General features: G+C 43.3%; 14 protein-coding genes and 1 other RNA gene. All 15 read right to left on the reverse strand.

Annotated features, from left to right (window positions below; translation table 11 throughout):
- Nucleotides 1–12 precede the first annotated feature (12 nt).
- A complete protein-coding gene (locus ABH09_RS08685) occupies nt 13–648 on the reverse strand; it encodes an adenylate kinase (protein ID WP_253714097.1) in 636 nt (211 codons plus the stop codon).
- A gap of 21 nt (nt 649–669) precedes the next feature.
- Nucleotides 670–1,359 carry a late competence development ComFB family protein gene (locus ABH09_RS08690; RefSeq protein ID WP_253714098.1) on the reverse strand — a complete coding sequence of 230 codons (690 nt, stop codon included), beginning with the start codon at nt 1,357–1,359 and terminating at the stop codon, nt 670–672.
- 92 nt (nt 1,360–1,451) lie between these two features.
- Nucleotides 1,452–2,753, reverse strand: coding sequence for a rod shape-determining protein RodA (rodA, locus tag ABH09_RS08695; protein WP_162663948.1), 1,302 nt, complete (start codon nt 2,751–2,753; stop codon nt 1,452–1,454).
- Nucleotides 2,750–4,603 (reverse strand): penicillin-binding protein 2, encoded by a 1,854-nt coding sequence (mrdA, locus tag ABH09_RS08700; protein ID WP_253714099.1) that lies wholly within the window; start codon nt 4,601–4,603, stop codon nt 2,750–2,752. Before mrdA ends, rodA begins: the two co-directional genes overlap by 4 nt.
- 5 nt (nt 4,604–4,608) lie before the next feature.
- Nucleotides 4,609–5,109 (reverse strand): rod shape-determining protein MreD, encoded by a 501-nt coding sequence (mreD, locus tag ABH09_RS08705; protein ID WP_162663950.1) that lies wholly within the window; start codon nt 5,107–5,109, stop codon nt 4,609–4,611.
- On the reverse strand, nt 5,106–5,969 hold the full coding sequence (gene mreC, locus ABH09_RS08710) for a rod shape-determining protein MreC (RefSeq protein WP_253714100.1): 864 nt from the start codon (nt 5,967–5,969) through the stop codon (nt 5,106–5,108). The genes mreD and mreC overlap by 4 nt, the downstream gene beginning before the upstream one ends.
- Before the next feature lie 4 nt (nt 5,970–5,973).
- A complete protein-coding gene (locus ABH09_RS08715; protein ID WP_162663952.1) occupies nt 5,974–7,008 on the reverse strand; it encodes a rod shape-determining protein in 1,035 nt (344 codons plus the stop codon).
- A gap of 16 nt (nt 7,009–7,024) precedes the next feature.
- On the reverse strand, nt 7,025–7,957 hold the full coding sequence (locus ABH09_RS08720) for a tetratricopeptide repeat protein (protein WP_162663953.1): 933 nt from the start codon (nt 7,955–7,957) through the stop codon (nt 7,025–7,027).
- Nucleotides 7,958–8,004: 47 nt separating this feature from the next.
- Nucleotides 8,005–8,349: RNase P RNA component class A (rnpB, locus tag ABH09_RS08725), an RNA gene on the reverse strand.
- Between the two features lie 17 nt (nt 8,350–8,366).
- The gene (locus ABH09_RS08730; protein WP_162663954.1) at nt 8,367–9,191 is read right to left on the reverse strand and encodes a zinc ribbon domain-containing protein; all 825 of its coding nucleotides are present in this window, start codon (nt 9,189–9,191) and stop codon (nt 8,367–8,369) included.
- A gap of 14 nt (nt 9,192–9,205) precedes the next feature.
- Nucleotides 9,206–11,029, reverse strand: a complete 1,824-nt coding sequence (gene rpoD / locus ABH09_RS08735; protein ID WP_253714101.1) for an RNA polymerase sigma factor RpoD — start codon at nt 11,027–11,029, stop codon at nt 9,206–9,208.
- Nucleotides 11,030–12,817 carry a DNA primase gene (gene dnaG, locus ABH09_RS08740; RefSeq protein WP_253714102.1) on the reverse strand — a complete coding sequence of 596 codons (1,788 nt, stop codon included), beginning with the start codon at nt 12,815–12,817 and terminating at the stop codon, nt 11,030–11,032.
- 5 nt (nt 12,818–12,822) lie between these two features.
- Nucleotides 12,823–13,842: an endolytic transglycosylase MltG gene (gene mltG / locus ABH09_RS08745; RefSeq protein WP_253714103.1), complete on the reverse strand. Its 1,020-nt coding sequence runs from the start codon at nt 13,840–13,842 to the stop codon at nt 12,823–12,825.
- Nucleotides 13,843–13,845: 3 nt separating this feature from the next.
- A complete protein-coding gene (locus ABH09_RS08750; protein ID WP_162663958.1) occupies nt 13,846–14,025 on the reverse strand; it encodes a hypothetical protein in 180 nt (59 codons plus the stop codon).
- Nucleotides 14,022–14,990, reverse strand: coding sequence for an MBL fold metallo-hydrolase (locus ABH09_RS08755; protein ID WP_253714104.1), 969 nt, complete (start codon nt 14,988–14,990; stop codon nt 14,022–14,024). Before ABH09_RS08755 ends, ABH09_RS08750 begins: the two co-directional genes overlap by 4 nt.
- Between the last annotated feature and the right edge of the window lie 6 nt (nt 14,991–14,996).

The following is a 14,996-nucleotide window of genomic DNA, read 5'->3' on the forward strand; positions in this document are numbered from 1 at the left end:
CAACGGTATCCTTTAGCGCTTGAGGGGAAAGAGTTTTATAAAATTATCCAAAATAACCGCCGGAGCGGGCTGTGCATCCAAGGTTATCAGGAGATGTTTATTTTGATAAAACTCAATTAGCGGAAAGGTTTGCTCGCGATAGGTTTCAAGCCGCTTTATGATCGCCTCTGTCCTATCATCCTCACGGATAATCAATGTCGTCCGGCAATTGTCGCACACACCCTCAATAAGGGGTTTCATAAACTCAATGTGAAAATTTTTACCGCACGAGGGGCATAGCCGCCTGCCCGATAAGCGTTTAATCACCGCTTCATCCGAAATATCGAAATTGATAACAGCATCAAGACTACAAAAATCTTTCAATATTTCCGCCTGAGCAATCGTACGCGGGAATCCGTCTAAAATAAAACCGTTACGAGCATCATCATGGGTAAGGCGTTCTTTTACCAAAGCGGCAGTCGTTTCATCATCAACAAGAGCGCCCGAATCGATAATCTTCTGAATTTTTTCTCCTAATGGGGTATGATTCTTGATAGCGACACGAAACATGGAACCCGTCGAGATATGGGGAATACTGTAATATTTTGCAGCATCCGACGCCAACGTTCCTTTTCCCGCACCCGGGGGACCTAAAAAAACCAATTTCATATATAACCTCTCGCGAAGTTTTTATGCCCTGCTAAAAAGGTATAAATCGGGTAAATTATGGCAGCTTTCCGCATCAAGCTCCCGTTTTACGCTTGCATCGCTCACCAAACCGAGTTTAAAATGGTAATGAATAGGATCGTACCCCTCACGTTCCGCATGAATATAAAAATTGAAAATCCGCTTTTCGCCTAATTCCGTCGCAAGAACGGGGAACGGCCAAAAGGTATACGTACCCGGCGTTTTTTTAGAAATAGTATACGGGTTATCCCAAAGATGATTCATCTGAGCTACCAAAGCATCTTCCAAATATAAGGCAACGGGAAGATCGGAAATAGGAGAAAAAGTTTGTCCGTCTAAGATACGTCCCGTAATGGTAGGAAAATTAAATACATAACCGGAAGGCAGAACTTGCTCGGATGACGTATGGGAACGCTTTGTGCTAAGGACAGTTTTCATACCTTCAAATGCCAATGTCGAAATATCGGCAAGAAGCTGATTTTTTTCCGACTGATCAATCTGCAAGAAATGTGCCATACCTCTACCGGAAGCCGTATACCGCGGTTTAATCCGATTTAAAACAAAACAAACCGTATCCAGACGGCATTGCATACAATTACAGGTGAACCATGGTTCATTTTTTTCTTTTGCAGCATCAAAAACTTTATTCACTTCGTTGTATACGAAATCTTCCATAAGGTTATGTATTGTCATTACGAAAGCTCCTGTTTAATTAGTGTAGCGTAACATTATAGATTTTGCAAGCTTCTATATAAAGTATTATCGACAGTTTTTATAATAGCTTTTTACAGCTGTCTTAGACTGATTCCTATCACAAGCCCCACAGCAATCATTGCAGTCCATAAAGAAGACCCGCCATACGATAGAAATAAAAGCGGAATACCGGTTATCGGCATAAATCCCATAACCATTCCGATATTTACAATAAAATGAAAAAACAACATACCGACAACACCGGAAGCGATGAGCTTACCGAATAAATCATTTGTTTTTTTAATGATAAGAAATATCCGCAAAAAAATGATTGCATAAAGCGCAAAAACCAAAAGCCCGCCGAGAAACCCCCACTCTTCCGATAAAATACTGAAAATAAAATCGGTGCTCTGTTCAGGCAAAAAACGATAATGGCTTTGCGTTCCTTTTAGGAAACCTAAACCGGCTCGCCCCCCCGAACCGATTGCCGTCATCGATTGGAGAATATGCCAACCGGCTCCCAACGGATCGCTATTAGGATCCAGAAAGATAATCAACCGTTTCATCTGGTAATCCTGTAATTTTCTGCTCCCGACCAATGCGCCGGATAAGGAGACGGCAATAATGCCTAATACATACCCAATCCAGTAATAATACCGCTTTTTTAACAAAAGATATCCAATTGCGGCAATAATCCCTGCCCCGACAACAGAAAAGATAAGCAACAATGTAATATTTTTATTACCTAATACTTTAACCGCAAGAGAGTATCTATGTAAAATAGTCCGTTCCCAAAGAGGCAGGAGTGTAAAAATAAGTGTACAGACTGTTGTACCTAATAAGCCAAACACATACCGCAACGGGAAGCCGGCTATAAAGCACATGATCAAAAAAATAGGAAGATATACGGACGCTGTTCCAAGATCGGGCTGCAGTAGTATCAACCCCATCGGTATGAACATAATAACCGCAGCCTTTACAAATCGGCGAAGTTCCGGCTCATTCTGAGATCTTGACAGATACCATGCGAGAAATAAAATATAAATAATTTTTGTAAACTCGGAGACTTGTATACCGAAGTCTCCAATTCCAATCCAACTCCGGGCTCCTTTAACACTTTTTCCGAACAGTCTTGTATACACCAATAATAACATCGTGATAATATAGATCAATAAAGTACGATCAGCAATTTTAGTATAATCATATACCGCTACCGCAAACAGTAAAATCAATCCCGATACTACCCAAATAAGCTGTTTAATATATTCATGCGAAACTGATATGCCATCGGAATTAACTCCGGAGGAATAGATAAAGAGAATGCCAATAACCGACAAGCCGATCACGGCTAAAAAAAGTACATAATCAAAATTAGTAACATGTCTCAGATTCATTCTTGCCTTACCCTTACAGCCGGTAAAAAACTCTTACCACCAAGAGCTTCGAGTGCTTCTTCATACGTTTGGTCTGCAAAGACACCCTGAAAGATAATATTCGTAGCATAGGGTGCCCACCATTCCCATTTATTCTGCGCTTCAACCAATACAACTACTACAACGGCGTCTTCTGCCGGGGCATTGTATGGCCCATAAGCCGCCATCCATGAATGCCATCGATCGGAAAAACCTACTTCTGCGGTGCCGGTCTTCCCAGCAAGTTGTACAATTTTATTACGCATTGGGTATTGAGCCGTTCCATCCGTAATGGTGTACCGCATATCAGCTCGCACCTGAGCGAATACATCTGAAGGAATATCACTTTGCCGTAATACCTCCGGCTTTTTTTCGTAAATAAGTTCGTTAGTACCGGGTGCTCTGACTTCTTTTAACAAATGCGGTTTATAAATCACACCATCGTTGACAACCATTGCGACCATATTCGCAACTTGTAACGGGGAAGCGAGCATAAATCCTTGCCCGATAGCCATATTCATCGTATCCCCGCCAAGCCATTTTTCATGGAATTGTCGTTCTTTCCATACAGGGTTGGGCACTTGGCCGATTGCTTGGCTCGGTAAATCGATTTCAGCAGACTTACCGTACCCAAAGTCGCGAACATGATCGACCATCTTATCAATACCGAGGTTATCACGGCATACCGTCCAATAATAAATATCGCAAGACTGTGCGAGTGCATTCTTCAAATCGAGATATCCATGTCCGGAACGTTGATGGCAACGAAATAAGTGATTACCATATTCTATTTTACCGACACATTGTACTTTTTTGTCCGGAGGAAATGCCTTTTCCGCCAGAATCGCAGTAGACATCGCAATTTTAAATGTTGAAGCGGGAGGATAGCTTGCATTAACAGCCCTGTTCAATAGTGGATTGCGGGGATCATGCAGCACCTGTACATACATCTCATTTCCATTATCATTCAAAAAAAGATTGGAATCAAAAGAAGGATACGAAACAAGCGCAAGAATTTCTCCTGTTGCAGGCTTCAGTACCACGGCAGCTCCAATACGTTGACCAAGCGCGTTTTCCGCAAGCTTTTGAATTTTTCGATCGATCGTTAAAATAAGATTATTACCCGTCTTAGGAGGAATAAGAGCCGTATTGTTTTCAATTAACCGCCCTCTTGCATCAACTGTACGGTATTCACTACCGTCTTCCCCGCGCAACCACTCATCATAATATTTTTCGATGCCAGCCTTACCGATTGAAGTATTCGCGGTGTAGCCCTTGTTATAGAAAGTCTTAAGTTCTTCTTTTGTTATATCACCGACATAGCCGAGAATATGGGAAAATGATCCTGTTTCTACATAGTTGCGCACCGGCTTTGAATGCCACGAAACACCCGGCAATTCATCGATATTTTCTGCAAGCGAAGTAATAACTTCATACGGAAGATTAGACCGTATCTCGATACTTTGAAAAGAGCTGCGCTTCGCCGGCAATTTCCTTTCAATCTCTGCAACGGGAATTCGTAGAATATTTGCAAGGCGAGCGATAACCGTCGAAAATGCCTTTTTCGGAATTTCTCCCGGTGTTACCGATACGGCAAAGGTGTTGGTATTGAGCACCAGCGGGACATTTGCATTACGGTCAAAGATTTCTCCACGCTGTGCAGAAATACGTTCAGAACGTTGGGATATTGTTTGAGACTGTTTCCTAAACTGATCACCGTGAATGATCTGCATCGAAAACAACCGAAAAAGATATATCACTAAAATACAGAAAACAAAGGCAGTAAAAAACTTCAGCCGTCTATCAACTTGTTGAAAATCTTGCTCATACATGGAATTCAGAGCTTCCTTATTTCAAATGCATTCGGAAATAAACCGAGCAACATAAATAACGGCGGCGAACAAAGGCTATTTTCTGCAACTTCAATCCAAAAGGGAACTGCAAGCAGATTATAAACCTGAATACTTTGACCGAACAGCACACGTAACACTAATAAAATTCCCGCCTTTAAAAACGTTGCCGAAAGACCGAGTATAAGTGGAAAAAAGAAGCGCCGCACATTGTATTTCCCATACAGCATACCATAAAGAAATCCGAGTACGGTAAATACAAATGAATGGAGCCCCATCGGCGCCAATGAAAGGAAATCAAAAATGAGTCCGGAAAAAAAACCTGCTGTAATACCGGCAGCAGTACCGTTATACAGCGCGATATACACTACTAGAATTAAAATTAAATCCGGTAATGCCGGCAATAACTGAATATGAGACAAAATAGCTGTTCCAAACACACCGAGTAAAAAGGCTGCCGCAACCGTCCACAGAATAACTTTTCTCACTGCACCGCCTCCTCATCAGGACTCGATAAGATTAACACAAATACATAATCGAGCCGGGAAAAATCGATAATCGGCTGCACTGCTAACTCCAGATAAGATTCGTAATCATGCACCTTAATACCGGTCACAATACCGATAGGACTGCCTTTAGGGAACAGATTATTCTCACCCGAAGCGAGAATTCTATCGCCGATGGCAATTTCGTCTTTTGCCCGCTTTTGCACATACTTCATAATAAGCGGGAGCTCAGCAGTACCCTGTCCGTTAATCAAACCCCGATGTTTCGTCGTTTGGATGGAGGCTGCAACATAACACTGATAATCATATATCGGGATGATCATACTGCTGTCGCGGCCGGTTTGTACGATTTTTCCCACCAAGCCAACATTGCTGCCTTGGAATGCCAATACCGGCATATTTTTGCGCACACCGTGCTTTGTTCCGCGGTTGATGATAATACCGGAGTAGAGATTATCAGGGTCAAATCCGACAACCTGCGCCGGAATATTTTTATAGGCGATCATGTCCGCAAAGCCGAGTAATTCCTTTAACTCCTTGTTTTCGCGGCGTATATCAGCATTTGATCGCTGCAAAAGCTCATAATCTTTAAGTTTCTCGCTCAACGCCACATATTTTGAACGCAGCTCTGCAAGCTCTCGCACAGCCGAGACCGCATCCGTTACAAATGTAGACACCGAATGAACGGCATTCTCCGTCCCAGCCGCAACCGAAAAGCCGACCGATTTAAAATCGACGATAAATCGGCCTCCGGAGAACGTCAATAACACTGAAGATATGATAAGCAGTAGGATCAGCAAAAAGATATCAAGCTTTACCTTAAATGAAAATTTTCTTCTCATTATATTAGCGGTTTAAGCTCTCATACAAACTGCGGTTTCCCGACATATCCTTATACACGTCATAGTATAAACCTGCGCCGATAGCCACACAGTCCATAGGATTTTCCGCAAGAATGACCGGAACGTGCGTTTCCTTAGAGATGAGCTTAGGTAAACCCTTCAGCAAAGAACCCCCTCCAGTCATAACGATCCCCCGCTCTACAATGTCAGCGGCCAGTTCCGGCGGTGTTTGTGCAAGGGTCGTTTTTATCTCTTCTACAATTTGAGTAATCGGTTCCCTCAATGCCTCGCGCACCTCAACCGAATCGATTTCGAGGCGACGGGGAAGTCCGGTAATTGCATCGGTTCCTTTAATTTCTACCCGTTCCATATTCTTTTCAGGGAATGCATTACCGATTTCAATTTTAAGGCGCTCGGCAGTCTGTTCGCCGATGATAAGGTTGTGCACAGAGCGGATATGCTTAATGATGGCCTGATCGAATTCATCGCCGCCGACACGGATGGCATTGGTAACGACCATACCGAGCAGCGAAATAACCGATACTTCCGTTGTACCGCCGCCGATATCACATACCATATTACCGGCAGGTTCGGTAATTGGAATATTGGCGCCGATAGCCGCTGCGAGCGATTCTTCAAGCACTTCAACGCTACCCGCACCCGCTTTTAGAGCACTTTCATGCACGGCGCTGCTTTCCACATCGGTGATGCAGCTCGGAATTCCGATAACCATACGCGGCTTAATGAGCCTATGTCGTGGTAATATCTTGGAAATAAAATACCGGATCATTTTTTCCGTCGTATCTTTATCTGCAATAACACCGTCTTTGAGCGGCCGTATTGCGATGATATTTCCCGGTGTTCTCCACAGCATCCGTTTAGCCTCGGCACCAACCGCCACGACCGATTTTGTTCCGCGTTCTACGGCAACAACCGAAGGTTCATTAACAACAATCCCCTTCCCCTTTATATAGATAATAGTATTACAGGTTCCTAAATCAATACCTATATCGGCAGAAAATCTTTTAAAAAAGCCCATACCCCGAACGTTCCTCCTATTTTATATTCAATTTTGCACGCGTTTCCGCATGTATGGGATTAAGTCGTATCGCAGAGCGCCACTCATACCGCGCCTTAATCATATCACCCTGCATCTCATGTATCAGCCCGATACCGTAATGAGCATCCGCAGAGTTCACGTCTTTTTCAAGTACAAGCTTGAACTGCGCCAAAGCCTCTTCCGGTTTATTCTCCTCTAAAAAGAGCAATCCAAGCTGATTTCTGCACCGCACTTCCAACGCAGCATTACCGGTCTTTTTAATTGTTTCAAAAAGATAGAGCTTTGCATTCGGTATATCGCCCTTTTTTTTATAATTTTCCGCTACAGCATATAATACGAAGTCGGAAGGGTTTGTCGCAAGCGCTTGTGTAAACGCTTCTATCGCCTTATCGGTATCGCCTAATAAAGAGGCAGCCATACCGCGAAACTCCGATAAATCGCTCGCCTCGATACCGCCCGCATAGGCCTCATCCAAGTATTTTACGGCGAGATCGGCATAGTAGTAGCCTTGTTGATAATATGCCTTTCCGAGCACATACGCAATCTTAGGAATATCCTTATCTTTAGTCAAATAAAGTGCACGGCGCAAGTGTACAACAGCTGCTGTAAGATAATCCGCACCAATGGATAAATCAGTCTGCTCGGCAAAAAGGTAATACGCCGCAAAACCGTGCAATGCAAGCGCAGTTCCATCCATCGGGCGCTTCTCTAAAATTTGAGCGGTTTCAGCATATACTCCCGCATAATCTTTATTTTCCCAATGGGTATACACCGTATGCATCGATGGCACACGGAAATAGCGCGCCCTATAGACAGTAAAAAAGAAAAGAGCTCCCGCAACGATAAGCGCAACGCACAAAAAAAGAACGACATATCTTCCGATATGCGGTTTTGAGGAATACTGTGTCTTACCGTCGTACCTTTTCATACGTTTCTAATTAATATCCTTTCATACAGAGATACTCCGTATAAATAAAAAATAGAGAGCCATAAGCCGGATTCTGTCTGCGGACAGGGTAACCATCTATCTTATTCCTGCATTACTACAGTAATTTCCGCAATCAACCCGTAAATAAAGGATCGGATATCCTTTACTATTCAATTTTGCTCCTGATGAGGCTTGCACTGCCGCTCCGTTACCGGAGGCGCGGTGGGCTCTTACCCCGCCTTTTCACCCTTACCGTTTTACCGGCGGTTTATTTTCTGTTGCGCTGTCTGTCGCCTGTATTTTACAATACAAGTGCCCGGCCGTTAACCGGCATCATTTCCGAAGGAGTCCGGACTTTCCTCCGTATACCACGGCGGTTACCGGCTCTCTATCCTTTTATACCAGTAATCTAATCTTCGCTATTGTCCGATTCAGTCTCATCATAGTCTGATGAATCATCCAAATCGGCTAAGCTTCCCATATCCACGTCGTCAAAAATCATATCTTCAGCAGAATCTTGATCACTCTCTTGATAATATAAAATTCTACTGCAATAGGGGCAGTACATAATGTTTTTACCTTCCCGTACTTCGATGGCGAACTGAGCCGATAAAATCATATGGCAGCCCATACACACGTTACCTTGAACGGGAACGATACCGATACCTTGCTTATTTTTAATAATCCGATCGAATTTAAACAACGTATCGCTGTCGAGATCGGGAGCAATCCGCTGCTCACCTTCAGCAAGTTCAGCCAGCTCATTCTTCTTTTCGGCAATTTCTTTTTCAATCATTGCTTTCCGCTCATCGAGTTCCTGCTCCTGCTGTTTAATCAATGCCTCTTCGTTTTTAATCTCTTCGTCAAGGCGTTTATGATTTGCTTCATTCTTTAATATCTCTTTCCGCAGCTCGGCTTCTTTTTTAGTAGCATCCTGAATTTCTCGATCAAGGGCATCATATTCTCGCTGGGTAGTAATACCATCCATACCCTTTTCAGCACGTTCCCGTTTCTGTTCGGTTTCAAACAGTTCTGCTTTCAATGTGCCAATTGTTTGCCGTATTGCCTCGTCATCAGTATTCTTTTTAACATAATTGGTTTTATACCGTGCCAACAGCTCTTCCTGCTTTACCAATAGTTGAGGCGCTTCTAAAATCTCACTGTCAAGCTGATTCTTTCGTGCAAGAATATCCTGTAACTCACGCAGTTTATCAAAAATCTCCGCTGTAACCATCGTCGTTCACTCCCCTATGTATCCAAATAATCTTTTAACTTGCAACTCTGTTTGGGATGCCGGAGCCTGCGTAATGCCTTCGCTTCAATTTGGCGGATACGCTCACGCGTTACATTAAAGTACAATCCGACTTCTTCCAGCGTCAGCGCATAGCCCTCGTCAAGGCCGAACCGCATTTTAAGCACTTCTTGCTCTCGCAACGGCAGGCACGACAATACGCCACGCAGCTGTTCTTGCAACAAAATGTACTCTGTCAAGTTGGACGGATTTTCGACATCCTTATCTTCAATAAAATCGCCGAGCGAAGAATCTTCTTCCTCGCCTATCGGCGTTTCCAGTGAAATAGGTTCACGCGCGACATTTTTAACCTGCTTAACCCGCTCGACATTCCAGCCAAGCTGCGCGGCGATCTCTTCATCGGTAGGCTCTCTGCCGAACTTCTGCATCAGCTGCCGCGATTCGCGGGTAACCTTATTGATCTGTTCAATCATGTGTACCGGCACACGGATGGTTCGCGCCTGATCGGAGATGGAACGCGTAATTGCCTGCCGTATCCACCATGTCGCGTATGTCGAAAATTTATACCCTTTACGGTATTCAAATTTTTCAACCGCTTTGATCAAGCCGATATTACCTTCCTGAACCAGATCGAAAAAGTGTAATCCTCTATTAGTATATTTTTTTGCGATTGATACGACCAAGCGCAGGTTTGCATTGATAAGCTTATCCTTCGCTTTTTTTAACATTGCATGACCGTGGCGAATTTCTTTTGCCAGTGCGATAATATCTTCTGTAGGCGCTTCAAAATCATATTCGATCTTCCGCACTTTACGAATAAGCGTTTGAATATGTGTATAAATATCGCGGATATCGTTTGCCGTCATACCAAGCTCTTCTTCCAGCTTCTGCCGTTCACGAGGAATGGCAAGTCGCTTTCCAAGCTTTCGTAAGTCGGAGTATGCCCGTATGCCGAGCTGACGTTGTTTCTTTTCGCGCCGCCGCCGATACTCCCGTATCTTTCTTGCTGCCTCCAAAAAATGATCCGAAATTTTTTCAATTTCTTCCGTTTGGAACTCAATTTTTTGTAAATAATTAAGGATCTTTTTCCGTGTTTTTTGAAGATCTTCATCATCTAAAAAACTGGCGAGCGTCTCTTTATCGTATAGTTTCTTTTTTAATAAGATATATGCTTTTATATCGGAATAGATGGGTTTTAATTGTTCGCCATACGATTGACGAAGCCGTTTTTTTTCAGCATCTTCATAGCTTAATTCCTTGCGCGGCTTATTGTTTTCTGAAGAACTGATTTTTGCAAAAGCTTTTTGAGCGATCATCTGGACTTCGGAAATGAGCACACCGGAGTTTCTTATCGCATTTTTGATGATATTCTCACCATCTTCCATCGCTTTTGACAGAATAACTTCCTGCTCGGCCGTCAATAAGTTTTCTTTACCGATATCACGTAAATAGAGTTTAATAGGGTCATCGACAATTGCTTCTCTATCATTATTCAAAAGCTTCTTATGCGTTTCTTCGGGTTTTGGAAATTCGGGGGTATTTCCAGGTTCGAGTTCAGCCTCTTCAAACAGCTGCTCCTCGCTTTCGAGCTCTACTTCATCAAGCTCATCTGCAAACACATCGTCCGTTTCTTCAGATGCATCATCAACTACTTGGATCTGCTCTTGCTCAAGCATATCCAGAATTTCATCCATCATAGCCTCGGATGAAGTTATTTTTTCAGGCAACAAATCGGTCAGTTCATCCCACGTTAAAGTTTTACGTTCCTTCGCATGGGCAATCAACTTTATAACAATAGGATCTTCAGAGATATCTATCATTTACATCGTTTCCTTTAATTCTGCAAGAGCTCTGTCGATATGCAGCTTCTCGTTCAGCAGGTCATTGGCATACCGAATATCATCAATACTGCCGTTTTCATGCACTGCTTGCAATTTACGGATTATGAGTTCCTTTTGCCGCTGTAAAGCGTTTTGCTTAATATAGTAGATACCGTCATACACCAGTTTATCGGGATTTTCTGCAAACTCACCTTTAATAATTGCACCGCTTACGGCATCTCTCAACGTTTCTGAAGGACAATGCGCTAATAAGCTGTCGTACGTATTTGCATCTGCGCGATAACATTCTTCTAATACAATAAACAAATCCTTTGCAGCAGGATCCTCAAAATCATCGGAAGTCAACTCTGCCCGCATTTTTTTAAACAGATGAGGATTTGCAGCTGCTGCGAGCACAATCCTCAGCTCCGCGGTCATTTTAAGCGTAACGCGCTTTTTTATTTCACTTTTTCGTGTAGGCGGTACCCGTTCTTGTTTTTGGTCATACTGTATATAATCAGTGAATAACGCTTTTGAGCTTATACCCAAGTCCGCCGAAAACTTATGTATTGTTGACTCTTTTTGAATATCGGATTCCAGCACCTCAATATAGGGGAATAGGAAAGCTGCAGCTTGAGCCTTTCCTTCGGGACTCACTACATCAAATTGCCTAACAGCAATTTGAATAAGATAATCACTGTCTAAAATAGCATTTTTCACCAGTTCCGTCAAGCTCTCGGCACCCATATGCGCCAGTATCTCGGCCGGATCCTTCCCCCCCTTTATCATCAACACCCGCACATGCAAATGTCCGGCACGGCAAAGTTTGATTGCCTTGTATGTTGCCTGTTGTCCTGCAAAATCGGAATCAAAAGAAAGGATAACCGTATCGACAAAGGACTGAATAAGCTTTACCTGATCTTCCGTCAAAGCGGTACCCAACGGAGCAACGGCATTAGTGATACCCGCTTGGTGAAAGGCGATAACATCCATATACCCTTCGCAAAAAATGACCGTTTTTTCTTTTCTGATCTGTGCAAGCGCTTCTGAAAATGCAAAAAGGGTTTCACCTTTTTTATATTGCGGTAAATCCCCAGTGTTAAGATATTTCGGTCCATCACCTTCCAAAAGCCGCCCTCCAAAAGCGACCGGCTGACCGTGCCGATTACAAATTGGGAACATAATTCTGTTTGAAAAAAAAGAAACTCCGGGGTAGTTTTTAGAAAACAACCCCGATTTCGCTAAGAAGTCTGCGGAGTACCCTTTTGTCTGTAAAAATTTAAAGAGCCATAACCGGTCAGCCGGCGCATACCCGAGGTTAAACTGTTCGATCATTTCGAGACTTACAGCTCTCCCCTCCAGATACCGGAGTGCGGCAGCCCCTTCAGGAGTGTTCAGCAAAAAATAATGAAAGGTACCGCTCACTCTTTTATATAATTCAAGTAAGGTTTCTTTAAGTGAATCTTCCGGCGCGGGACTATAACCCCCTTCCGCATACATAACCGGGATACCGGCACGCTTAGCAAGCACTTCTACCGATTCGGTAAAGGACAGTTTTTCCATCTCCATAACAAACTTGATGGTAGACCCGCCTGCGCCGCAACCGAAACAGTAATACATTTTTTTATCAGGGATAACGTGGAAGGATGGTGTTTTTTCGCTGTGAAAGGGACAACAACCCCACCAATCATGCCCACGCTTTTCCAAATGGGTATAGTTTTCGACGAGCGACACCAAGTCGGTATGATTATTGACCGCATCGATCGTTTCGGTGGTAATTTTTGCCATCGCGGTCAGCGCCCCGCAGCTCGTTTTAAAATAATCGCACCGGCTTTTGTATGTTCCGTTAAATTTTTGGTAAAAATATGTGTACCGGTATCCACATCTTCCAAGCGAAAGTAGAGGTAATCGCTTTTTTCGGGATTACAAGCCGCGTACAATGCTGTCATACCCGGATTGGAAATCGGCCCCGGAGGAAGTCCTCGCCATTTATAGGTATTATACGGATGATCTATTTCCAAATCTCTATTCAATAATCGCTCGGGGTGAGGTTTATGCTGCACCTCAGTCAGAATGTATTCGACGGTAGCACACGATTGCAGTCCCATGCCGATTTGCAGTCGATTTGAGAAAACCCCCGCGATTTTTACCGCTTCTTCCGGCACACGGTATTCTCGCTCTATAATACTTGCTAAAATAACCGTCGCATAACGTTGAGCGGGCTCCTTCGGAAAATGGGGAATATCGGCGGTTTTATTGAAAAAATTATCGAGCATTGTCGCTATGACACGTTCTGCCGTTTCGTTATATGCAAAAAAGTAGGTGTCGGGAAATAAGAAGCCTTCGGCGGAATCGCCGAGAATTCCGTAAGATTGCAGCAAAGCTTCGTTTTCTGCTGCGGCGAGGAAATCACCAGCAACAACAACATGCCGGTCTTCAAGGATTGCTGCCGTTTTTGAGAGTGTCAATCCCTCCGGTACGGTAACCTTGATCAATTCTTGTTTCCCTGCCTGTAAATAGGTGCAGAGCGTGGGCACCGACCAAGCGGGAGAAAGTTTATATGTCCCTGCTTTAATTGATTTATTAGAAAAACGAAAGTATAGATATGTCGGATACTCAAACCGGATAAGTCCGGCTGCTTTTAAATCGGCAGCGATTGACCGTGAAGAAGTACCTCGTTTAATAGTAAAAAGTTGTTCTGCAGGGTTTGCATCAAAAGAAGCAGGCCGATAAACAACAACAGCTGCTGCTACAATAATAAGAAAGAAACATATCGGTATAATTATCATCAAGAAAAGATATTTTTTTTTCATATACTATCGATTACCATAGAGCTGTTCCGCTTCACCGATGGTAAGACTTCTATAAATATACTTTTCAGCAAAAACATTAAATGAATACAGCTCATCGGGCAGCGGAGAATTCTTCCTAAAAAAAGAAACAAGCGCTTTGAGTTCGGAATCCGAAAATCGATAAATCGGCTGTTCATCGTTCATAGGTATAAATCCGTTCCTTCAACTGCGCTGAATATTTCAAGCTTATCGGCACCGACATAGTCGCAGTAATGTTGAGCACTCGATTGTATCGCAAGGATCTTTTTATCGTTATACGTCGGTTCATGATGAAAAAGTGCTAATTTTTTAATGCCCCATGAAGTGGCAAAGTCAATAGCAAGGGAGAAGGTGGAATGCCCCCAGCCTATTTTCTCGATGGAATCCGTCATTGTATACTGAGCGTCGATAATAAGCAGTTCTACATTGCTGTAAAACGCGATATTGACATCGTTTTTTTCAAAGTCTTGAGGACGAAGTTCCGTATCGGTCGAAAAAATTACCTTTTTTTGATTATCAAAAATTGAATATGCCACACAACCGCCCGGGTGACGTACACGATGCCAACCTATGCGGGTATTACCGATATGGATATACGGTTCATCAGCAGCAATACAACGAAATTCAAACTTTGCAGTAAATCCACCTTTTTTTCCGAACATCATAACCGGGAAATACGGCCATTTCATCTGCTCTTCCAAGAACTCTCGCATTTTAGGACGAGTACTATACACAATAATCGTATTACGAGAATCATACGCAGGGCCGAAAAAAGGCAAGCCCTGCACATGATCCCAGTGAAAATGGGTGAAAAAGAGATGATAGGTTTGTGGCCGATCAAAATAATCAAATCGATTTTGTAAATTAATCCCTAATTCACGGATACCGGTGCCTGCATCAAAAATGAGATGATTTCCCTCTTCGGTTTCAACTTCCACGCAGGTAGTATTTCCGCCGATAGTCCCAAAGAGCCACGGCGGTAAAGAAGCGATAAAACGTTCCCGAGCATCTTGATCGATAATATCTTTTTCGGTTATCCGTTGGACAACGGCAGAAATTTTAGCTTGAATTTGCGCTGCGCTCAATGGAGTTGCAATCGAGCCGCGGACGCCCCAAAAATGTACCCGCATACACTC

It is taken from the genome of Treponema sp. OMZ 803 (assembly GCF_024181165.1).
Classification (GTDB): Bacteria; Spirochaetota; Spirochaetia; order Treponematales; family Treponemataceae; genus Treponema.

Excerpts from the sequence above, each read along its gene's own strand:
- ABH09_RS08685 (WP_253714097.1), bottom strand. The coding sequence starts at position 648 with ATGAAATTGGTTTTTTTAGGTCCCCCGGGTGCGGGAAAAGGAACGTTG.
- ABH09_RS08690 (WP_253714098.1), bottom strand. The coding sequence starts at position 1,359 with ATGACAATACATAACCTTATGGAAGATTTCGTATACAACGAAGTGAAT.
- rodA (WP_162663948.1), bottom strand. The coding sequence starts at position 2,753 with ATGAATCTGAGACATGTTACTAATTTTGATTATGTACTTTTTTTAGCC.
- mrdA (WP_253714099.1), bottom strand. The coding sequence starts at position 4,603 with ATGTATGAGCAAGATTTTCAACAAGTTGATAGACGGCTGAAGTTTTTT.
- mreC (WP_253714100.1), bottom strand. The coding sequence starts at position 5,969 with ATGAGAAGAAAATTTTCATTTAAGGTAAAGCTTGATATCTTTTTGCTG.
- ABH09_RS08715 (WP_162663952.1), bottom strand. The coding sequence starts at position 7,008 with ATGGGCTTTTTTAAAAGATTTTCTGCCGATATAGGTATTGATTTAGGA.
- ABH09_RS08720 (WP_162663953.1), bottom strand. The coding sequence starts at position 7,957 with ATGAAAAGGTACGACGGTAAGACACAGTATTCCTCAAAACCGCATATC.
- ABH09_RS08730 (WP_162663954.1), bottom strand. The coding sequence starts at position 9,191 with ATGGTTACAGCGGAGATTTTTGATAAACTGCGTGAGTTACAGGATATT.
- rpoD (WP_253714101.1), bottom strand. The coding sequence starts at position 11,029 with ATGATAGATATCTCTGAAGATCCTATTGTTATAAAGTTGATTGCCCAT.
- dnaG (WP_253714102.1), bottom strand. The coding sequence starts at position 12,817 with ATGGCAAAAATTACCACCGAAACGATCGATGCGGTCAATAATCATACC.
- mltG (WP_253714103.1), bottom strand. The coding sequence starts at position 13,842 with ATGAAAAAAAAATATCTTTTCTTGATGATAATTATACCGATATGTTTC.
- ABH09_RS08750 (WP_162663958.1), bottom strand. The coding sequence starts at position 14,025 with ATGAACGATGAACAGCCGATTTATCGATTTTCGGATTCCGAACTCAAA.
- ABH09_RS08755 (WP_253714104.1), bottom strand. The coding sequence starts at position 14,990 with ATGCGGGTACATTTTTGGGGCGTCCGCGGCTCGATTGCAACTCCATTG.